Source organism: Rhizobium chutanense (assembly GCF_002531935.1).
GTDB classification, from domain to species: Bacteria; Pseudomonadota; Alphaproteobacteria; order Rhizobiales; family Rhizobiaceae; genus Rhizobium; species Rhizobium chutanense.
Genome location: NZ_NWSV01000006.1, coordinates 167446 through 189013, shown reverse-complemented (window position 1 = coordinate 189013; position 21568 = coordinate 167446). Strand labels below are relative to the sequence as shown.

Below are 21568 nucleotides of genomic sequence, written 5' to 3'. Positions count from 1 at the left end.
GGCGCCTGCGTCTTGATTTCAATTCAACAGAAATTAGCGGCATGACAAACAGGATCTTCTACACCAAGCCCTCCATCACTCAGCTTGAAACCGACTATGCCACGGACGCGGCAGCAACCGGCTGGGGCGCACGCTGTTACGACTACATCAACCGCTTCGAACGCGACTTCAAGACCTATCTCGGCAGCGACTTCGCCATCGCGACATCGAGCTGCACCGGCGCCATGCACATGGGCTTGGCTGCGCTCGGCGTCGGCGAAGGCGATGAAGTGATCCTCGCCGACACCAACTGGGTCGCCACCGTCTCGCCGATCGTCCACCTCGGCGCCAAGCCTGTTTTCGTCGACGTGCTGCCGGATTCCTGGTGCATCGATCCGGGTGAGGTCGAGCGACACATCACGCCGAAAACCAAGGCGATCATCGCGACCCATATCTACGGCAATCTTTGCGACATGGACGCACTGCTCGAGATCGGCAAGCGCACCGGCATTCCTGTCATCGAGGATGCGGCGGAAGCGATCGGTTCCGTCTGGAATGGCCGCCGTGCCGGTTCGATGGGCGCCTTCGGCACCTTCTCCTTCCACGGCACGAAGACTTTGACGACGGGCGAAGGCGGCATGTTCGTCACCAGCGACGCTGTGCTTCACGAACGGGTGCTGACGCTCAGCAACCACGGCCGCGCACGCGGCCAGACCAAGCAGTTCTGGCCCGACGAGATCGGCTTCAAGTACAAGATGTCCAACATCCAGGCGGCCATCGGCTGCGCTCAGATCGAGCGCATCGACGAGCTCGTTGCCCGCAAGCGGGAAATCCTCGCCGCCTACATGGTTCGGCTTTCCGCCCTGCCCGGCATCTCGATGAATCCGGAATACAGCGGCACGATCAACGGCGCCTGGATGCCGACCGCGGTCTTTCATCCGTCGACGGGCATTACCCGCGAGATGATGCAGCAGGCCTTCGAGGCCGCCAATATCGACGCGCGCGTCTTCTTCTATCCCCTCTCCAGCCTCTCCATGTTCGAGGACCGGCCGGAGAACGTGAATGCCTGGAGCATTCCGGGGCGGGCGATCAACCTGCCGAGTTATCACGACATGAGCGAAGCCGATATCGACCGGGTGGCGGCGACGCTGCTCGATGTGGCGGCCGCGCGGATCTATCACAACAGCGCGGCATTACAGCAGTCGGCCTAAGACAGCCATAGAGCGAAGGACAAAGAACAGTTATGACTACCAAGGACGACCGCCTCGAATTCGAAGCCCACAAGCGGGAAATGTCGCTTGCGCTCGGTAAAGACGAAGCAAGCTTCCAGCAATCGCTGAACACGCTGATCGGGCTCGACAAGTTCGACTATTTCTATCTCTGGTCGTGGATGGGCGTGCCGATCATCCAGCTTCCCGCCGATATTCTCGCGACCCAGGAAGTCATCTGGGCGACCAAGCCCGACGTCATCATCGAAACCGGTGTGGCGCGCGGCGGCTCGTTGATCTTTATGGCGTCGATCCTCGCCGCCATGGGCAACGACAAGGCCAAGGTCATCGGCGTCGATATCGACATCCGCGCCCATAATCGCGAGTCGATCGAATCCCATCCGATGTCGAACCGGATCAAGATGATTCAGGGCGGCTCCGTCGATGACGACGTGCTTGCCGCTGTCAAAGCCGAGATCCCACCCGGCGCCCGCGTGATGGTGGTGCTCGACAGCGACCATTCCTATGAGCATGTTCTTGCCGAATGCCGCGCCTACGGCCCGCTGGTGAGCGAAGGCTGTTACCTTGTCGTCGCCGACACCCTCATCGGCCACCTCACCGAGGAGCAGGCATTCACCAAACGTTCCAAGGTCTGGCTGCGTGGCAATGAGCCGCTACAGGCGGTTACGGACTATCTGGCGGAAACTGACCGTTTCGAAGTCGATCCCGTCCTCAACGGCAAGCTCGTTCTGTCTTCCTCGCCAGGCGGCTATTGCGTCTGCCGAAAGGCCTGAGCGGATAGTAGATGTGATCGCCATGGCGCAGGTCGATATCGTCAGCCTGAAAGAGAATGCAGACCCGAGCAAACGGCTCCGTCTGCCAATCAGAAGCGATAGCGGCCGGCTCGTGGGCGAACTGCAATGCATCGACAGGTCGATGCTCGGCGAGCCCGGCCTGATCTGTGATCTGACGGCATGGCGAAACCAGTCGATGCCGTTCTTCCTCACACAGTTCACCGCCACCGAGGAACGTACACGTAGCTGGCTCGAAAGCATTTCGTTACCGGCTGCCGACCGGATCCTGTTCGTCATTTGCGATCCCGAGGGCAACCGGCTCGGCAATTTCGGCGTCTGCAATATCCGGCCTGGCGCGGCCGAATTTGACAACGTCATCCGTGGCCGTATGAGCAGTATCGGTAATCTGATGTTCCATTGCGGCGAGGCATTGCTGGAGTGGATGTTTTCGGGGCTCGGCGCGAGGATGGCCGAGTTGCATGTTTTTTCCCATAATGAAAAAGCGATCGGCCTTTACAACCGGCTGGGTTTTGCGGCGGCCGAAAGCCTACCGCTGCGGCGAACCGAGGAAGACGGCGCGGTCAAATATTCGATCGTCGATCGATCGCAAGCAAATGCGGGCTTCGACTATCTGAGGATGGAGCTTCCCATCGAACGTTTGGAGGATCGCATTCGCAGGCGCTCTTGAACGCCCCCAACCCTCACCGCACCGGCTGATAATGGCCGCGCAGCGGCACCTTGTCGTCCATCGAGATGAAACCGTCGCGTTCGCAGACATACATCAGCGTCGGCATGCCGCCGGAGCGGAAGATCTCGTCGTAACGGCGGCGGATCTGAACGGTTTCGGTGCGGCAATTATAGGATTCTTCTTCCTTCTTGTCGGGCTGCGCCTTGACGCCGGGAAGGCCCTTGTAGGGATAGAGGGATTGCCCGCCGGAATCGACCGACTTCGTCCAGTCGACGGCAAGGGCGGACGACGGGGCAAGGCCGGACACGGCAACGAGCAGTATCGGAAACATCATCACAAACCGCATCAGAAGCCGCATGGCAACTCTCCTGCCGGCAACAGGCCGCTCTCAGGATGTAGGGAAAGCAAAGGCCGGCATCAAGCGGCCGCAGCGGGCGGCTTCCTGAAATAACTTCTGATGACGGGGTGGCCGAAGAGGCCGGCGAGGATCGCAAAACCCGCGCCGACGACGAAACCGGCAAGAAGACCGCCGATAATGCCGGCGACCAGCAGGATTTTCTTGCTCGGACCGTCGGCCTTGACCGGCGGCTCGGCCGGCGAGATGACGCGAATGTTACTCTGGTTGAGGTTCTGCTCTTCGCTCGTCTGGCTGGAGCGCTTCAGAACCGTCTCGTAGATATCGCGCGCCGCCGTCGCCTTGCGCTGCAATTCGTTCAGTTCCACCTGCTTGTCGGAGGTACTCGCCTGCAAGGCCTTCTGCACGGCGAGCTCCTTGGCGACGCTGTCTTCGGCAGCCTTTGCCTGCTCGTATTCGCCCCTTGCCGAGGTGGCGAGGCGCTGCAGTTCGCCCTTGATTTCGCCTGCTATGCTCTGCAGCGAGGAGCGGGCCGCCTGCAGGCGCGGATGACGCGCGCCCATCTGGCTTTCGAGGCTGCCGACGGCGGCGGCCTGGGTGGCATATTGCTGACGCAGGCTGACGAGCGGCGAGGTGACGCCGCCTTCCGCCTGGTTGCCGGCGACGACGTCCTCGACGCGGAGATTGGCGACGGCATCGGCACGGGCCTTCGCCTGGATGGTCTTTTCCTGCGCGGTTACCAGCAGCGTGTTCAGCGAGACCAGCCGCTGATCGGAGATCAAATTGCCCTCGGTCGCGGCCATGTCGTTGTCGGCGCGGAAGGTTTCGACGGCCTGTTCGGCCTCCAGCACCTTCCGGCGCAGATCGTCGAGGCGTCCGTCGAGCGTCGAGGAGGTGTTTTCGTAGATGCCGTTCGAGGCGCTGTTTTCTTCCTCGGTGAAGGAGGTGACGACCTGGTTGGCAAGCCTTGCGGATTTTTCCGGATCATTCGTCGTCGCGGCAAGCGAGACGACATAGGTGCTGGCCTCGCGGGTGATAACCAGCGCCTTCTGCAGCGTGCCGATCACGGCGGCGCCATCGGTGCGGCCGCCGGTGAATTCCGGATCCTGATCGAGCTTCATAGCCTGGACGACGCGGCGCAGCACATTGCCCGAGGTCAGGATCTGCACCTGGCTGTCGATCAGCGTCGAGATCATTTCCGGCGAGGGTCCCGAAGATTGCGCGCCCGGATCGGCAAGGCCGATCTGGCGCGGATCGAAATAGAGACTGCTGACGGCGGTGAATTTCTGCCCGATGAACGGCGCCAGCGCTCCGCCGGCAACGCCGCCGAGAAGCGCCAGAGCGAGCACGACCAACCGTCGGCTCCAGATCGCGGCGATACTGGAGCGCAGATCGAGCAAGGGCGCGTCAGGCGCAGGTGCAGCGTTCGACGGCGCGTCGACGATAGGCTGCTTCGGAGGTGGAGGTGGAGGTGGAGGTGGAGGTGGAGGCGCCGGACGCTCGGATTGCCGGGTTTGTGCAACCCTTGCCGGCGGCGGCACAAAGGCAGGTGGAGGGGCGGGTTCAGGCGGCGGAGGGACGAAATCGTCCGGACGGACGACAGGGCTGCGCATGCGCACGCCTTCCGGCGCAGTCTGAGGCGGCTCAAAACTGCGCCAGCCGGGGAGCCGGCTTACCCTGTTCCTGTCATACTGGTTCATACGCGCACTCGTGTCCCGCCCAGCGTGAAAGACTGAAGCCGAGGTGCCGAGACTTTAGAAATTCTTAGCTAACGGACCGTTAAAATAATTTCAGCGACGCGATGTTGCGATTTGACGCGGTTGCGAGGGGTAACGATGAGGGCGAGACGACATCTGACGGCGCTGCTGCTTGCCGCCGCGCTCATTCCCTCGCCGGCGCTTGCGGCGGACGCGCCCTGTTACCGCGGCGTCAATCTTTCCGGCGGCGAATATGGCGAACGCGACGGCACCTACGGCACCAACTACACCTATCCCAGCGAAGAGACGATCGGCTATTTCGCCGAAAAGGGCCTGACGATCGTCCGGCTGCCCTTCCGCTGGGAGCGGCTGCAGCCGGCGCTCGGCGGACGGCTCGACGAGGACGAACTCAAGCGGATCAAGGATACCGTCGGCCTGATCCGCAGGCAGGGCATGGCCGTGCTGCTCGACCCGCATAATTTCGGCTATTACGACAAGACCCAGGTCGGCACGGCGCCGGCGACGGATGCCGCCTTCGCCGATTTCTGGGCAAGGCTCGCGGTCGAATTCGCCAATCAGGACGGCATTCTCTTCGGGTTGATGAACGAGCCGCACGACATCAAGGCGACGGACTGGCTCACTGCCGCCAATGCGGCGATCCGCAGCATCCGCGCCGTCGGCGCCCGCAATCTCATTCTGGTGCCGGGTACGGCGTGGAGCGGCGCTCACAGCTGGGAGAAGGACGTGATCGGCGGCGCCAACGGCACTGTCATGCTCGGCGTGCGCGATCCGCTCGATTTCTACGCCTATGAGGTCCACCAGTATCTCGACGTCGATTCCTCCGGAACCCACCCGACCTGCGAAGGTGCGGACGGCGCGGTCGAAGCGATCGCCGGCGTCACCGCCTGGCTGAAGCGGAACCACAAGCGCGGCTTTCTCGGCGAATTCGGCGCCGCCGCCGACAAGGATTGCATGAGCGGGCTGACCGAGATCTACGCCACCTTGACCGGCAATGGCGACGCCTGGCTCGGCTGGTCTTATTGGGCGGCGGGCGACTGGTGGCCGGCGGACGAGCCGTTCAACGTCCAGCCGCACAAAGGCCCCGAGCGACCACAGATGCGGCTTCTGGCCGAGGCGGCAAAGGCCGATGCCGGCACGTGTTCCGCCGTCAAGCCGGTGGGGAAATGAGAATGGCGGTCAGCGATCACAGAGCGGCGACCTTTGCCGTCGCCGGCAACCGGCTCGATGCCACAGGCGCGGCGTCGCGCGTCGATTACCCGGTGCTCTGGCTCGGCCTGCTGTCGGTGCTCTATAACGGCATTCTCGCCTTCATCAACCACAACATCATGCCGCTGTCGATGACGCATGTTGCCGCCAGCGAAGGCCTGATCATGGCGAGCGCCATCATCTACATCCTGCACAAGGGGATCTACGAGACCGACCTGCCGGCCTTTCTGTTCCTGCTGTTCACACTCATCGTGACCATCTATGTCAGCGTGCTGAACCGCATGCTGTTCATCGATCATTTCCGCAACATTCTGATCATCTTCTGCTTTACCGGGCTCGGGGGCTGGAGCAACGAGAAGACGATGAAGCTCGCCTTTCGCTGGGCAAGCCTTACGGTGCTGATCTTCCTGATCTTCGAGATCATCAGCGTGCCGTTCTTTGTCAGCATCGTGCATCCGTCAGATTATTTCGCCAATACGCGCGGGCTGCTGCCGCTGAGCTACAACAAAACGGGCCTGTTTCAGAACGCGCTCGGCTTTCCCGAGCGTTTCTCCTTCGGCATCATCGACCACCGTTCCTCGTCGATCTTCCTCGAACAGGTGTCGCTTGCCAATTTCTGCGGCGTGATTGCGGTCTATCTGATTTCGATGTGGGAAAAGCTCGGCCGCTGGGACCGGCTGCTGATGATCGGCACGGCGGTACTGATCCTGGTGACCAACGACACGCGCACGATGCTGATCTTCTGTTTTGCCTGCATCGTCGGCTATTTCGTTTTTCCCAAGATCCCGAGGAATTTCAATCTGGCCCTGATGCCGCTGATCGTCGCTGCCGGGTTTCTCGTCTACACCTTGAAACCCAATGCGACCGGCGACAACTTCACCGGCCGCATCAACCTGACGATGAAGAAGATCATGGAGCTCGATCCTCTCGCCATCCTCGGGCTATCGGTCGACCGGGTCGCGGAATTCGCCGACAGCGGCTATGTCTACCTGATCTATGCGGCCACGATCTTCGGCGTCATCGCCCTCTGGCTGTTCGTCTGCCTCTTTCCCGCCGGGCGCACCGCGGCGCAGCGGCGCTGCGCCCATTCACTTTCTCTTTTCATTTTTCTGAATATGATGATCGGGGGAACCGCGGTTTTCTCGATGAAGATCGCCGGCCTCCTCTGGTTCGTCGTCGGATATATGCGCTTCCACGACAGCCCGCGCATCCGGCGGGGTGGTCCGGCAGATGTAGAGAGTTGACCGCAGCGGCACGGTTAAGACCGAAATCCGAGGGAGCAAGACGCCAGATGCTTGTCCAGCTTCAATATCTGCGCGCCGTTGCGGCGCTGATGGTCGTCTATTTCCACGCGATATTGCAGCTTGGCAAGGTCAATCCGGCGGTCGACGCCGCCGCCTTCGTCTACGGTGAAACCGGCGTCGACATCTTCTTCGTGCTCAGCGGTTTCGTCATGTGGCTGACGACGAGCGGGCGGGCGATGAGCCCGATCGAGTTCGCCCGCCGGCGCATCAAAAGGATCGTGCCGCTCTATTGGCTGGCAACGCTGTTTTCGGCTGCCGTGGCGCTGGTCGCCCCGTCACTGCTGAAATCGACGGTGTTCAACCTGCCGCATCTCGTCGCCTCGCTGTTCTTCCTGCCGTGGGCCAATCCCGCCGATCCCGCTACGATCACGCCGGTGGTCGTGCCGGGCTGGACGCTGAATTACGAAATGTTCTTCTATTTCGTGTTCGCGCTGCTGCTGCCGCTCCCGGAAATCCGTCGCATCCCGGCAATGTTCGCCGTCTTCGCCGTCGTCCTGGTCGCCTGCCGGCTCTCGCCGGAAACGACGGCCAGCCGCTTCTACGGCGAGCCGATCATCCTGGAATTCCTCGCCGGCGTCGTGCTCGGCTGGCTCTATGGGCAGAAGCTGCTTTTGCCGAACCGCTGGGCCTGGGCGGCGCTTGCCCTGGGTTTTGCGTTCCTCTTCATCAACGAGGCGCTGATGCAGCCGGAAAGCCGGTTCTACGCCTGGGGTATCCCGGCGATCTTCATCGTCTATAGCGCTGTTTCCATCGACTTTTCCAGGCTGCCGGTCATCGACTGGCTGAACTATCTCGGCGACTGTTCCTACAGCATCTATATCACCCACGCCTTCGCGCTGGCTTTCCTGAGGGTCGCCGCCGACCGCCTGCCGTTCGCCATCCTGCAGCAGCCGGTGCTCTTCGTCGTCCTGGCGCTGGTGCTCTCGTCGATCGGCGGCGCCATCATCCATGAAATCACAACGCCGCGCCGGAAGGTGGCGGCCGCCAGCCGTCCGCCGGCCTAAAACATGTCGCGACCCCTGGGATTCGCTGACCGCGCTTCACATCCTTGGCATGTCGATGTCGCAAATTGCTCAGCGACTTTGCGCGACATGCTTTATTTCAGCTCCTGAGGCGAGAATACGCATCCAAGCGGCGCTGGCGGCACAGTTTTTCGCGCAACTTCTCCTAAGCTGATACCGGCGATGAGAGAACTTGCAGACACGTGACGGTTTCTCTTGCAATTTGTCGCATGAATGAAAGCGCGCCGGCCTATTCGCGACCCGGGCTTTGATCTAAGCACGGCGGCGGCCTTGCAGAGGGAAGAGGGAAAGACATGAAAAGCTACGTATTGACGGTATCCTGCAAATCGACGCGCGGCATCGTGGCGGCGATTTCGAGCTATCTGGCCGACAAGGGCTGCAACATCATCGACTCCAGCCAGTTCGACGATCTCGACACCGGCAAGTTCTTCATGCGCGTCAGCTTCATTTCCGAAGAAGGTCTGTCGGGTGCCGAGATCGGCGCGGATTTTGCAGCCGTCGCCGCGCCCTTCGCGATGGACTACGATTTTCACGACAGCGAGAGCCGCATGAAGGTGCTCTTGATGGTGTCGCGCTTCGGCCATTGTCTCAACGACCTGCTCTACCGCTGGAAGATCGGCGCCCTGCCGATCGACATCGTCGGCGTCGTCTCCAACCATTTCGATTACCAGAAGGTCGTGGTCAATCACGACATCCCCTTCCACCACATCAAGGTGACCAAGGAAAACAAGCCGCAGGCGGAAAGCCAGCTCGTCGAGCTCGTCAACCAGACCGGCACCGAGCTGATCGTGCTCGCCCGCTACATGCAGGTCCTCTCCGACCAGCTCTGCAAGCAGATGTCGGGCAAGATCATCAACATCCACCACTCCTTCCTGCCGAGCTTCAAGGGCGCCAATCCCTACAAGCAGGCCTACCAGCGCGGCGTCAAGCTGATCGGGGCGACGGCGCATTACGTCACCGCCGATCTCGACGAAGGCCCGATCATCGAGCAGGACACGGCGCGCATCACCCATGCGCAGTCGCCCGACGATTACGTCTCGATCGGCCGCGACGTCGAAAGCCAGGTGCTGGCGCGTGCCATCCACGCCCATATCCATCACCGCACCTTCATCAACGGCAACCGCACCGTCGTCTTCCCGGCGAGCCCCGGCAGCTACGCCTCCGAACGCATGGGTTGAGCGCCGGCGGATCTCGCATCTCTTTTGCTGGCAAGCGACAATCTCCCGTTGCCTGCCAGCGGCAAGTATTTGATTATCGCGCGAGGTAATCGAATCATGCTGCGGGAGGGGTGCCATGACCGACGAGGGGCTTGTTGATCGCATGGCGCTGCCGCGTCCCGACGTCACCGTCGCGGACGCGGAAGAGATTCTCCTTGCCCATTACAGCCTCTCCGGCACGCTTGTCGAACTCGGCAGCCAGCAGGACCGTAACTATCGCGTCGATAGCGATCGCGGCCGCTATGTCCTGAAGATCTGCCACGCCGCCTACGAGACCCGCGAACTCGAAGCGCAGAATGCGGCGATCCATCACCTCAAGAGCAAGCCGGATGCGCCACGCGTTCCCAATGTGATCGCCACGAATGACGGCCGCGAGATCGTCGTCCTGACCGTGCGCGGGCAGGGCTACCAGGTGCGGCTGCTGGAATATCTGGAAGGCCGGGGGCTGACCGAACTGAGATATGTGGCGCCGGCTTCGGTCGCAGCCCTCGGCGCGCTGTGCGCAAGGCTGGCGCAGGCGCTGGCCGATTTCAACCATCCGGGTCTCGACCGCAGCCTGCAATGGGATCTCAGGCGCGCCGGGCCGGTCGCGGTGCAGCTGCTTTCCGCCATCACCGACAGCGCGGCGCGCGACCGGATCGCCAAGACCATGGTGATGGCCGTTCGCCGCATTCAGCCCTTGGCGCCGTCGCTTCGGCTGCAGGCGGTGCATCACGACGTCACCGGCGACAATGTCGTCGGTCACCGCAATGCCCATGGCCATACCATCCCCGACGGGGTGATCGATTTCGGCGACATCATCCGCGGCTGGCTGGTCGGCGACCTCGCCGTTACCTGCGCTTCGCTGCTGCATCAGGCAGAGGGCGACCCTTTTCATATCCTGCCCGCCGTCACCGCCTATCAGGCGATCTATCCGCTGACCGCGGAGGAACTGAAAGCGCTCTGGCCATTGGTGGTCGCGCGCGCGGTCATTCTCGTCGCCAGCGGCGAACAGCAGATTTCGGTCGATCCGGAGAATGATTATGTCCGCGGCAATCTCGACCGCGAGTGGGCGATCTTCGATACGGCGATGTCCGTGCCCTTCGAGTTGATGGAAGCCGCGATCCTCAAGGCGGCCGGCGCGGATGTTGCCGCCCCGGAAACATCGGGATGGCTGCCGCTGCTGCCCGATATCGATCCCGCCGGAATCGCCTATGTCGACCTTGGGGTGCAGAGCCCGCATTTTTCTGCCGGCAACTGGCTGAATTCCGACATGGACTGGCGGTTGCTTGCCCGCGCTGCGACCGAAAACGGGACGGCAGCGACGCGCTACGGCGAATATCGGCTGTCCCGAGCGGGAACCGCCAAAAAGCAGGCGACCTGCGCCCTGCATGTCGACACCTGCCTTGCCGCAGGCAGCGCGGTCGCTGCGCCCTTTGCCGGCCGCATCGGCTGGAAGGACCAGCATCTGACGCTAACCGGCGACAGCGTGACCCTGCATCTCGACGGGCTCGACCTCTCGGTCGAGGATCAAGCCGAGATTGCTGCCGGCGACCCGCTCGGCACGGTTGTCGGAGAGGCTTCATCGCTCGGCGGGCTGCGCGTCCAGCTTTGCAGCGTCGCCGGGCTCGAGCCGCCGCTCTTTGCCACACCGCGCGAGGCGGCGGCCTGGTCGGCGCTCTGCCCTTCTCCCTCGCTGCTTCTCGGCCCGGAAGCGGATGCGCCGCGAGCCGATAGCACCGAGCTGCTCGCCAGGCGACGGGCGCATCTCGCCGGCGCGCAGAAGAACTATTACGCGGCGCCGCCGCAGATCGAGCGCGGCTGGCGGGAGCATTTGTTCGACGTCGAGGGCCGCGCCTATCTCGATATGGTCAACAACGTCTCCATTCTCGGCCACGGCCATCCCAAGCTCGCGGCGGCGATCGGCGCCCAATGGCTGCGGCTCAACACCAATTCACGCTTCCACTATGCCGCGATCACGGAATTTTCCGAACGCCTCGCCGCACTGGCCCCGGATGAGCTCGACACGGTCTTCCTCGTCAACAGCGGCTCGGAGGCGAACGATCTGGCGCTTCGGCTGGCGCAAGCCCATAGCGGCGCCCGCAACATGCTCTGCCTGCTCGAAGCCTATCATGGCTGGTCGGCGGCGAGCGACGCCGTCTCCACCTCGATCGCCGACAATCCGCAGGCACTGACCACCCGGCCCGACTGGGTGCATGCCGTCATCTCGCCGAATACTTATCGCGGCGCATTCCGCGGTCCCAATACGGCAAGCGCCTATCTCAGCGCCGTAACGCCGGTGCTGGAGGCGATCGACGCCGGCGGCGGAGGTCTTGCAGGTTTCATCTGTGAAGCGGTCTATGGCAATGCCGGCGGCATTCCGCTGCCGGACGGTTATCTCCAGCAAGTCTATGGCGAGGTGCGCGCCCGCGGCGGCCTCTGCATCGCCGATGAGGTGCAGGTCGGTTACGGCAGGCTCGGACATTATTTCTGGGGCTTCGAACAGCAAGGGGTCGTGCCCGATATCATCACCATCGCCAAGGGCATGGGCAACGGCCATCCGCTCGGCGCCGTCATTACCACGCGGGAGATCGCCCAGTCGCTGGAGAAGGAAGGCACGTTCTTTTCCTCCACCGGCGGCAGCCCGGTCAGCTGCGTCGCCGGCATGACGGTGCTCGACATCATCGCCGAGGAAAAGCTGCAGGAAAATGCCCGGACGGTCGGCGATCATCTGAAGGCGCGGCTTGCGGCGTTGATCGACCGCTATCCGGTGGCGGGCGCCGTGCACGGCATGGGCCTTTATCTCGGCCTCGAATTCGTCCGCGACAGAACGACGCTGGAGCCGGCGACGGAGGAGACGGCTGCCATCTGCGACCGTCTGCTTGCCCTCGGCGTCATCATGCAGCCGACCGGCGATCACCAAAATGTGCTGAAGATCAAGCCGCCGCTCTGCCTCAGCATCGAAAGCGCCGATTTCTTCGCCGACATGCTGGAAAAGGTGCTCGACGAAGGCTGGTGACACAGGGCCACGGCGTTAACCAAATCGGTCATTTCGAGGCTTTTCGAATTTTCACGAAACGGCCCATTGCCTGAAACAGTCAGGCTTCCTATCTCTGCCGCGGTGATCGATGAAACTCTGATTCTGTCATGCGAATTTTACGAAGAGCTGATATGTTTCTTTCTGTAAGTTCAAAGTTCGGCGGAATGAATTTTTTCGGATCGTCGATATTTTGACACGTTTCGGAATATGTTTCTGGCAGGCTATCGAGTAATCTCTACCAAGTTAGTAGATTACCAAAGGCAGCCATCACCGGCTCCGGGCTCTTCCGGGACCACTCAAGCGCAACGCCAACGCAAGGAACGAGACATGATAGACATCGATATTCTCGCCGATCTGCTTGGGCGATCCGTGCTTGGCAATGACCGTCCGGGCGCCCTCTCCCGCCCGAACTGTCGAATGTGACGTTCGTCCTCCTTTCAACGGTACCAGACAAGTCAATTCGCCATGGCTGCGCATGTCGCGCGGCAGGAGTTCTATCTATGAAGAAGCAAGTTATCGAATATGCAGGCGTTCCCGTCGGGATCGTCATTCCCGATGAAGATCGGCTGAAGTTCATCGCCGTGAAATTCCATGTCCACGACCTTGACGAGCAGCGTTTCCGCTCGCCCGACGAGGTGCGGCTGGCCATCCACGATCTGATGACCCGCCGTCATCCGAAGCCGCTTCATGCCTGACGGCGTGCAGCCGCGATTGGCATTCACGGCTTTCCCCGATGTCCGACCGGTCCCGCCAAATGGGGCCGGTCTTGTTTTTTGAGGGCAATTGCAGTCCTATCGGCGGCCTTTGCGTCTAGAGCAGTTCAGCTTTAGCGAAAGCGCAGAACCGCTCTATCCTTTTGTTTTGACGCAATTCCGGACGGAAAACCGCTTCGCACTTTTCCTGGAATTGCTTTAAGGACGCACCCTTGCCCGATCTTCTCAACCTCATCACCGATATCGAAGGTGTTTCCGTCGGCCATGCGACCGACCTTGCGCTCGGCTCCGGCGTCACCGTCATCGTCTTCGACGAACCGGCTGTCGCCTCCGGCACGGTGCTCGGTGGGGCGCCGGGCGGGCGCGACACGAGCTTGCTCGACCCGTCGATGACCGTCAACGCCGTCGATGCCTTCGTACTTTCCGGCGGCTCCGCCTTCGGGCTCGATGCCGCCGGCGGCGTGCAGGCGGGCCTGCGCGAACGCGGCCGTGGTTTTGCGGTCGGGCCGGTCCGCATACCGATCGTGCCGCAGGCGATCCTGATGGACCTCTTGAATGGCGGCAACAAGGATTGGGGGCTGCACGCGCCTTATCGCGACATGGGTTATCAAGCCTTGAAGGCCGCCGCCAAGGGCGCCTTCGCGCTCGGCACCACAGGCGCCGGCACCGGGGCGACGACAGCCACCTTCAAGGGCGGGATCGGCTCGGCCAGTGCCGTCAGCAGCGCCGGGCATCGCGTTGCGGCGATCGTTGCCGTCAATGCGCTCGGTTCGGCGACAATCGGCGAGGGGCCGCATTTCTGGGCGGCGCCCTTCGAGCAGGATGGCGAATTCGGTGGGCTCGGCATGCCTGGTGTGGTCGACCACCGGATGCGGCTGAAGGGCATGAACACGCCGGCGACGACGATCGGCGCCGTCGTCACCGACGCCCAGCTGACGAAGGTCGAGGCACACCGGCTTTCGCTGGCCGGCCATGACGGCTTTGCCCGAGCGCTGCTGCCGGCGCATCTGCCGCTCGACGGCGATACCGTCTTTGCCGCGTCGACGGCCAAGCATGCAAGAGACGACATGGCGAGCCTGATGGAGCTTTGCCACCTCGCGACGATCATCATGGCGCGGGCGATCGCCCGTGGCGTCTACGCGGCAACCGCTTTGCCGGTCGAGGGCGCGCAAAAGGCCTGGCGCGACCGCTACCCGAACGCCGATTGATTGGATAGGGTCAAAACCCGGACAGATCGAATAGGCCGAATGGCGGAGAGACGTGAATGCAGATCCGGGCGCTGATGTATTTCGACGAGCTGGTCAGGACCAATTCCATGCGCCAGGCCGCCGAGAACCTCAATGTCGCGCCGACCGCAATCAGTCGGCAGATCGAGAACCTCGAATATCATTTCGGCGCGCCGCTCGTCGAACGCAGCGCCCGCGGCGTCAAACTGACGGCCGCCGGCGAGCTGCTCGCTGCCCGCGCCGGCCGCACATTGCGCGAACTCGATCACGTGCAGCAGCTGATCGAGGACCTGAAGGGCCTGCAGCGCGGCCGTGTCAGCATCTATGCCAATGGTGCGACCGTCGCCAATCTCTTGGCTCCTGCACTGGCCGAATTCAGCCTGAAATATCCGCAGCTGCGTTTCAGCGTGACGATCACCAGCGCGCGGCAGGCGGTCGATGCCGTTAACAGCGCCGAAGCGGATATCGCGGTGACGCTGTTTGCGCCGGTCATGTCAGGCACCAAGGTGCGGCTGCGATCCGAGATCGCCTATGACCTCATCACCACACCGCAGCATCCGGCCGCGGCCTATGCCGAAATCCCTATCCGGAAACTTGCCGACTACGCATTGGCGCTGCCGGATCAATCCTTCGGCTTCCGCCAGGCCTTCGACGCGCTGTTCGAGAAGGAGGGGCTGAGCCTCGATCCGGTCTTCATCACCAGTTCGCTCGAGATGCTGAAGGAACTCGTGCTCAGCGGGGCGGCGGCGACACTGCTGCCGGCACTGACCGTCCGCCGCGAAATCGAGGCCGGCCAGTTGCTTGCCATTCCGCTCGCCGGCAAGACCGGTATCCGCACCCATGTCGATCTCTGCGTCGCACCGGACCGGCAGCTGTCCTTCGCGGCGACCAAGCTGCTCGACTTCATCGAGAGGTTCATGCGCGAGCGCACGAACCGCCGGACCGAGACAAAAGCCTGACGCTTGCGGCTTGCATTGGCCGCGAATTTGCGGTGTAGCTTTTTCGGCTACACTGAGCACACAAAATCGCCATTGTGTGTGCACTGTCGCAATGACATTCTCATCGCAAGGGCCTTCGACGCGGCCGGACAGGGACATGATGACCAAACTTTCGTTTGCGCCTTCAGCACGTTTCATCAGACAGCTTTCTCTCGGTGCCGCGCTTTCGGCCGGTCTCATAATGACGGTCATGACGCCGGCGCAAGCGGCCAAGACCAGCCTCAATCTCGGCATGAGCGTCGAGCCGGCCGGCCTCGACCCGACGATCGCAGCACCCGTGGCGATCGGCCAGGTGACCTGGCAAAACGTGTTCGAGGGGCTGGTGACGATCGACCAGGCCGGCAAGATCCAGCCGCAGCTGGCGAAAAGCTGGGAAATTTCCACCGATGGCCTGACCTATACGTTCAAGCTGCAGACCGGCGTCAAATTCCATGACGGCGAGGCCTTCGATGCCGCGAGCGCCAAGTTTTCGCTCGACCGCGCCCGCGGCGCGGATTCGGTCAATCCGCAGAAACGTTTCTTCGCTTCGATCGCCTCGATCGATACGCCCGATGCCGAAACGCTGGTGCTGCATCTCTCGGCGCCGACCGGCAGCCTGATCTACTGGCTCGGCTGGCCGGCCTCGGTCATGGTCGCCCCGAAGACGGCCGACGACGACAAGGTGACGCCGATCGGCACCGGTCCGTTCAAATTCGCCGGCTGGGCGAAGGGCGACAAGGTCGAACTCGCCAGGAATGGCGATTACTGGAACAAGGATGCGGCCGCCAAGCTCGACAAGGTGACCTTCCGCTTCATCGCCGATCCGCAGGCACAGGCGGCGGCGCTGAAATCCGGCGATCTCGATGCCTTTCCGGAATTTGCCGCACCCGAGCTGATGAGCTCCTTCAACGGCGATGCCAGGCTCGTCACCCGGATCGGCAATACCGAGCTCAAGGTCGTCGCCGGCATGAACAATGCCAAGAAGCCGTTCGACGACAAACGCGTGCGCCAGGCGCTGATGATGGCGATCGACCGCAAGACGGTGATCGACGGCGCGTGGTCCGGTCTCGGCACGCCGATCGGCAGCCACTACACGCCGAACGATCCGGGCTATCAGGACATGACAGGCGTGCTGCCCTATGATGTCGAAAAGGCGAAGGCGCTGCTTGCCGAAGCCGGCTATCCCAACGGCTTCACCTTCACGATCAAATCGCCGCAGATGGCCTATGCGCCGCGCAGTGCCGAGGTGATGCAGGCGATGTTTGCCGAGATCGGCGTGACGATGAACATCGAGCCGACCGAATTCCCGGCGAAATGGGTCCAGGACATCATGAAGGACCGCAACTTCGACATGACGATCGTCGCCCATGCCGAGCCGCTCGACATCGACATCTATGCCAGGGATCCCTATTATTTCAACTATAAGAACCCCGCCTTCAACGCGCTGATGAAGAAGGTCCAGGAGACGACCGATCCCGCCGCGCAGAACACGATCTACGGCGAGGCGCAGAAGATCCTCGCCGAGGACGTGCCGGCGCTCTACCTCTTCGTCATGCCGAAACTCGGCGTCTGGGACAGGAAACTGAAGGGGCTGTGGGAGAACGAGCCGATCCCGTCGAATGTGCTGTCGGGGGTTTCCTGGGACGAGTGAGCGGCGGGTCTGGGGCGGGATGCGATGAGGTGATGGCCTTGGAGAGATCCGACATGTATTTGGCCGATATGGCACGCAGCCCTCTCCCTCCCTCACCAGGTGAGGTCAATCTCAGCCGGCATTGTCTGGTTTCGCTGGCGGATGGCATTTCTGACACGGGCATCTGCGCCCCGATTGGCCCCTCCCGCCAACCCCACACTCCGTCATGCTCGGGCTTGACCCGAGCATCCACACCACATCCATCGACAGCAGTGGCATGGATCCCAGGCTCAAGGCCTGGGATGACGGAGAGTGGGGTTAGCGTTCTCGCCAAACTCGCCGCCGGCGCGTCGGGTGCTCCGCGTGAGGGCGGAGGGGGCGTGCCGCGTTCGGTTACCGCGGTGCGCGACCCGACATGATCACCCTCCTCGCCCGCCGCGTCGCCGGTCTCCTCGTCACGCTTCTCATCGTCTCGCTGCTGATCTTCGCCGTCATGGACCTCCTGCCCGGCGACCCCGCCTCGATCCTGCTCGGCACTTCCGCGAGCCCGGAAACGCTGGCGGCGATGCGCCACGATCTCGGGCTCGACCAGCCGCTTCTCCTGCGTTACGGGCAATGGCTGACCGGCGTGCTCTCCGGCAATCTCGGCAATTCCTATACCTACGGCGTGCCGGTCGCCGGATTGATCGTCGAGCGGCTGGCGGTGACGCTGCCGCTGGCGCTGATAGCGATCATGCTCTCGGTAGCGATTGCCTTGCCGCTCGGCGTGCTGGCCGCCTCGCGCCGCGGCGGTATCTTCGACATCGTCGCCACGCTGTTTTCGCAGATCAGCATCGCCGTGCCCGCCTTCTGGGTGGCGCTGCTCCTCATCATCCTGTTTTCGACGATGCTCGGGCTGATGCCGGCCGGCGGCTTCCCGGGCTGGGGCGCCGGTCTGCTGCCGGCGTTGCAGGCGCTTGTCATGCCGGCCGTCGCGCTGGCGATGCCGCAGACCGGTGTGCTGACGCGGGTGGCGCGTTCGGCGGTGCTCGAGACGATGCATGAGGATTTTGCCCGGACTGCGGTCGCCAAGGGGCTTTCACGTCGTTCGGTGTTGTGGCGGCATGTCGTGCCGAACGCGCTGATCCCGATCCTGACGATGATCGGGCTGCAATTCACCTTTCTCGTCGCCGGCGCGGTGCTGGTGGAAAATGTCTTCAACCTGCCGGGCCTCGGGCGGCTCGCCGTTCAGGCACTCTCCCAGCGCGACGTCATCGTCATGCAGGACGTGGTGCTGTTCTTCGCGGGCCTCGTCATTGTGGTGAATTTCTTCGTCGATCTCTCCTATCTGGCGATCGACCCCAGGATGAGAAAGGCGGCTTGACGCATGACCTCCGTCGTTTCCGCCGTCACTGCCGGCCGCCGGACCTCTAGGCTTAGCCGGCGAATAAACCTGGTGTCCGGAGCGGTGATCATCGGCCTGCTGGTCGCGGTGGCGCTGCTGTCGCTCGTCTGGACGCCGGTGGCGCCTGCAAAGATACAGATCGTCCACAAGCTGCAGCCGCCGCTTGCCTTCGGCCTGCTCGGCACCGACCAGCTCGGCCGCGACGTGCTGTCGATGCTGATGGTGGGATGCTGGAATTCGCTGTCGATCGCCATCACCGCGGTTGCGATCGGCGGGACGCTGGGCTCGATATCAGGCATTTCGGCGGCAGCGCTCCGCGGCCCCTTCGAAGCGTTGCTGATGCGCATCTGCGACGTCATCTTCGCCCTGCCGCCGATCCTGTCGGCCATGGTGCTCGGAGCCTTTCTCGGGCCGGGGCGGTTCACCGCGATCACCGCGATCGCCGTCTTCATGATTCCGGTCTTTGCCCGGGTGACGCTTGCAACCTCGCTGCAGGCCTGGAGCCGCGACTATGTGACGGCTGCGCGGGCGATCGGCAATACGCGCCTGACCATTTCGCTGCGCCATGTGCTGCCGAATATTTTGAACCAGATCATCGTGCATGGCGCCATCCAGCTGGGGCTGGCCATCCTCACCGAAGCGGGTCTCAGCTTCCTCGGGCTCGGCATGGCGCCGCCGGCGCCGACATGGGGCCGGATGCTTGCCGATGCGCAGACCTATCTGGGGCTCGCTCCCTGGCTGGCGATCCTGCCCGGCCTTGCCATCGCGCTCACCGTCTTCGGTTTCAACATGCTCGGCGATGGCTTGCGCGATCTTCTCGACCCGCGCCAGGCGAGCCGCTGATGTCCTCCCGAGATGCCCGAAAGACGATGTGATGACCGAAACCGACCTTACCATCCGCGAGACCAGCCGACGCTTTGCCGATAAAACCCTGTCCCCGCTCGAATATTGGCTTGCCCTTGAAGACCATATCGCCGGCTGGGAGCCTTCGATTTCGGCACTCTACCTCTATGATCCGGAAGCGGCGCGCGCGCAGGCGAAGGCTTCGACGGCGCGCTGGGCGAAAGGACGACCGCTCGGCGCGCTCGACGGCATTCCGGTGACGCTGAAGGAACTGATCGCCACGAAGGGCCAGCCGGTACCATCAGGCACCAAGGCGATGGAACTGAAGCCCGCGGAGGCAGATGCGCCGGCCGCCGCCCGGCTGCGGGAAGATGGAGCGGTGATCTTCGCCAAGACCACCTGCCCGGATTACGGCATGCTGTCCTCCGGGCTTTCGAGCTTTCATCCTCTCAGCCGCAATCCCTGGGACATCACGCAGAATCCCGGCGGATCGAGCGCCGGGGCGGCGGCCGCGGCGGCGGCAGGTTACGGACCGCTGCATATCGGCACCGATATCGGCGGCTCGGTGCGGCTTCCCGCCGGCTGGACCGGCATCTTCGGCTTCAAGCCGAGCCATGGGCGCATTCCGGCCGACCCTTATTATGTCGGGCGCTGCGTCGGGCCGATGGCGCGCAGGGTCGAGGATGCGGCCTTCTCGATGGCGACGCTGTCCCGGCCGGACTGGCGCGACGGCACCAGCCTGGCGCCGAATAATTTCAACTGGATGGATCTCGACATCGACGTAGCCGGCATAAGGATCGGGCTGATGCTCGATGCCGGCTGCGGGCTTGCCGTGGAGGACGAGATCAGGGTCGCGGTCGAATCGGCGGCGAAACATTTCGAGAAGGCCGGCGCAACCATCGTATCCGTGCAGCCGGTGCTGACACGCGCGATGCTGGATGGGCTCGACACTTTCTGGCGGTGCCGGCTCTGGGGCGATATCGCCGATCTCGACGACAACAGGCGCGACAGCATCCTGCCCTATATCGGGGATTGGGCAAAAGGCGGCGCCGGCATCTCGGGCGTCGATGCGGTCAAGGGCTTCAACCAGACGATCGAGATGCGCAAAAGCTGCGGACGGCTGTTCACGCAAGTCGACGCCGTGCTGTCGCCGACCAATCCGATTGTCTCCTATCCGGCCGAATGGGCATCGCCGACCAACGATCCGGCCCTGCCGTTCGAGCATATCGGTTTCACTGTGCCGTGGAACATGTCGGAGCAGCCGGCCGCCTCGATCAATTGCGGCTTCTCCCGATCAGGCATGCCCATCGGCCTGCAAATCGTCGGGCCGCGCTTCGACGACATGCGGGTTCTGAGACTATCGAAAGCCTTCGAGGACTGGACGGGCGGGGTGAGATCCTGGCCGCAGCCGCCGATCATCTGATCAGATGATCGGGCGGCGATAGCCTGTGGGCTGCTCGTAGAGCCAGCCAATGCGCTTGACGGCGGCCTCGAAATTCTCGCGCGCCACCGTCATGCTGTGGCCGTTGGCGTGGAGGATGGTTTCCGGATCCTCGAAGACGGCGACATGGCCCTTCCAGAACACCAGGTCGCCGCGGCGGATGTCGGAGCGGTCGATCGGCTCACCGAGGCCGGCTGCCTGCATGTCGGTATCGCGGGGCGCAGCTCTGCCGGTCATCAGCATCGCCAGCTGGACGAGACCGGAGCAATCGATGCCGAGGCCGGAACGTCCGCCCCAGAGATAGGGCGTCTCCAGAAAACGGCCTGCGATGTCGACGTAATCGGCGCCATCCAGCGCTCCGATCGGCTGGACGTGCCTGGCGAAGATCGCGGTTCCGTCCTCGAGCACAACATAGCGATTGCCGCGCGCTTCCGCCTCGCCGGCGACATGGACGCGGCTTCCCATCGACAGGATGGCCTGGTGGGGTTTGCGCAGTTCCGGTTCCGGATAGAGAAAGCTGCGCTGAACGGTGACGATATGGGTCGGCGCGGGCCTGCCCTCCAAGAGCGCGTCTGTAGTGATATAACCGACATAACCGTCCGAGGCGGCCTTCACCCAGCACCAGCCGTCGGCGCGATCGAAAACCGTCACATCCTCGCCGAGAAGCAGTTCCGTATCGATGCCGCGTGCAAGATCCGGTTCAGGACGCAAGCCTACGACCGGAACGGCGACTCGCGCCGCCGCACCTTCGACGAAGCGCAAAGCCTCGACCTTGCCTTCGAGCCCCGCTTCCGCGAGATCGGGCCGATAGGCATGCAGGCGGCGGTCAAGCATCGTCATTGGC

At 62.9% G+C, this 21568-nt stretch carries 18 protein-coding genes; 15 read left to right on the top strand and 3 right to left on the bottom strand.

What is annotated here, in order from left to right; genetic code table 11:
- Positions 1-41: 41 nt before the first annotated feature.
- From CO666_RS12550 to CO666_RS12540, 3 genes are read left to right on the top strand one after another with little or no spacing between them, the layout of a single operon-like run.
- Positions 42-1190 (top strand): DegT/DnrJ/EryC1/StrS family aminotransferase, encoded by a 1149-nt coding sequence (locus CO666_RS12550; protein WP_097612443.1) that lies wholly within the window; start codon positions 42-44, stop codon positions 1188-1190.
- Positions 1191-1222: 32 nt separating this feature from the next.
- Positions 1223-1981: a cephalosporin hydroxylase family protein gene (locus CO666_RS12545; protein ID WP_097612442.1), complete on the top strand. Its 759-nt coding sequence runs from the start codon at positions 1223-1225 to the stop codon at positions 1979-1981.
- 22 nt (positions 1982-2003) lie between these two features.
- Positions 2004-2669, top strand: coding sequence for a GNAT family N-acetyltransferase (locus CO666_RS12540; protein ID WP_097612563.1), 666 nt, complete (start codon positions 2004-2006; stop codon positions 2667-2669).
- Between the two features lie 13 nt (positions 2670-2682).
- On the opposite strand, the gene CO666_RS12535 is transcribed toward CO666_RS12540, so the two are convergent.
- Positions 2683-3015, bottom strand: a complete 333-nt coding sequence (locus CO666_RS12535) for a hypothetical protein (RefSeq protein WP_097612564.1) — start codon at positions 3013-3015, stop codon at positions 2683-2685.
- 71 nt (positions 3016-3086) lie between these two features.
- On the bottom strand, positions 3087-4724 hold the full coding sequence (locus tag CO666_RS12530) for a GumC family protein (protein ID WP_097612441.1): 1638 nt from the start codon (positions 4722-4724) through the stop codon (positions 3087-3089).
- Between the two features lie 135 nt (positions 4725-4859).
- Here CO666_RS12530 and CO666_RS12525 point away from each other — a divergent pair, with 135 nt between their 5' ends.
- From CO666_RS12525 to CO666_RS12470, 12 genes are all read left to right on the top strand, one after another.
- Positions 4860-5909: a glycoside hydrolase family 5 protein gene (locus CO666_RS12525; protein WP_097612440.1), complete on the top strand. Its 1050-nt coding sequence runs from the start codon at positions 4860-4862 to the stop codon at positions 5907-5909.
- A gap of 2 nt (positions 5910-5911) precedes the next feature.
- Entirely contained in the window at positions 5912-7192 is a 1281-nt protein-coding gene (locus CO666_RS12520) for a hypothetical protein (RefSeq protein ID WP_097612439.1), read from the top strand.
- 47 nt (positions 7193-7239) lie between these two features.
- The gene (locus CO666_RS12515; protein WP_097612438.1) at positions 7240-8256 is read left to right on the top strand and encodes an acyltransferase family protein; all 1017 of its coding nucleotides are present in this window, start codon (positions 7240-7242) and stop codon (positions 8254-8256) included.
- A 311-nt stretch (positions 8257-8567) separates the two neighbouring features.
- A complete protein-coding gene (gene purU, locus CO666_RS12510) occupies positions 8568-9452 on the top strand; it encodes a formyltetrahydrofolate deformylase (protein ID WP_097612437.1) in 885 nt (294 codons plus the stop codon).
- Positions 9453-9567: 115 nt separating this feature from the next.
- Complete coding sequence (locus CO666_RS12505) at positions 9568-12489, top strand: aminotransferase (RefSeq protein WP_097612436.1); 2922 nt, start codon at positions 9568-9570, stop codon at positions 12487-12489.
- Between the two features lie 521 nt (positions 12490-13010).
- The gene (locus CO666_RS12500; RefSeq protein ID WP_008525170.1) at positions 13011-13205 is read left to right on the top strand and encodes a hypothetical protein; all 195 of its coding nucleotides are present in this window, start codon (positions 13011-13013) and stop codon (positions 13203-13205) included.
- A 230-nt stretch (positions 13206-13435) separates the two neighbouring features.
- Positions 13436-14431 carry a P1 family peptidase gene (locus tag CO666_RS12495; protein ID WP_097612435.1) on the top strand — a complete coding sequence of 332 codons (996 nt, stop codon included), beginning with the start codon at positions 13436-13438 and terminating at the stop codon, positions 14429-14431.
- A 56-nt stretch (positions 14432-14487) separates the two neighbouring features.
- Complete coding sequence (locus CO666_RS12490) at positions 14488-15408, top strand: LysR family transcriptional regulator (protein ID WP_097612434.1); 921 nt, start codon at positions 14488-14490, stop codon at positions 15406-15408.
- Positions 15409-15547: 139 nt separating this feature from the next.
- Positions 15548-17077, top strand: a complete 1530-nt coding sequence (locus tag CO666_RS12485) for an ABC transporter substrate-binding protein (protein WP_179869676.1) — start codon at positions 15548-15550, stop codon at positions 17075-17077.
- Between the two features lie 394 nt (positions 17078-17471).
- The gene (locus CO666_RS12480) at positions 17472-18419 is read left to right on the top strand and encodes an ABC transporter permease (RefSeq protein WP_097612432.1); all 948 of its coding nucleotides are present in this window, start codon (positions 17472-17474) and stop codon (positions 18417-18419) included.
- A gap of 3 nt (positions 18420-18422) precedes the next feature.
- On the top strand, positions 18423-19283 hold the full coding sequence (locus CO666_RS12475) for an ABC transporter permease (protein ID WP_097612431.1): 861 nt from the start codon (positions 18423-18425) through the stop codon (positions 19281-19283).
- Positions 19284-19314: 31 nt separating this feature from the next.
- Positions 19315-20706 carry an amidase gene (locus tag CO666_RS12470; RefSeq protein WP_097612430.1) on the top strand — a complete coding sequence of 464 codons (1392 nt, stop codon included), beginning with the start codon at positions 19315-19317 and terminating at the stop codon, positions 20704-20706.
- On the opposite strand, the gene CO666_RS12465 is transcribed toward CO666_RS12470, so the two are convergent.
- On the bottom strand, positions 20707-21564 hold the full coding sequence (locus CO666_RS12465) for a C40 family peptidase (protein ID WP_097612429.1): 858 nt from the start codon (positions 21562-21564) through the stop codon (positions 20707-20709).
- Positions 21565-21568 lie beyond the last annotated feature (4 nt).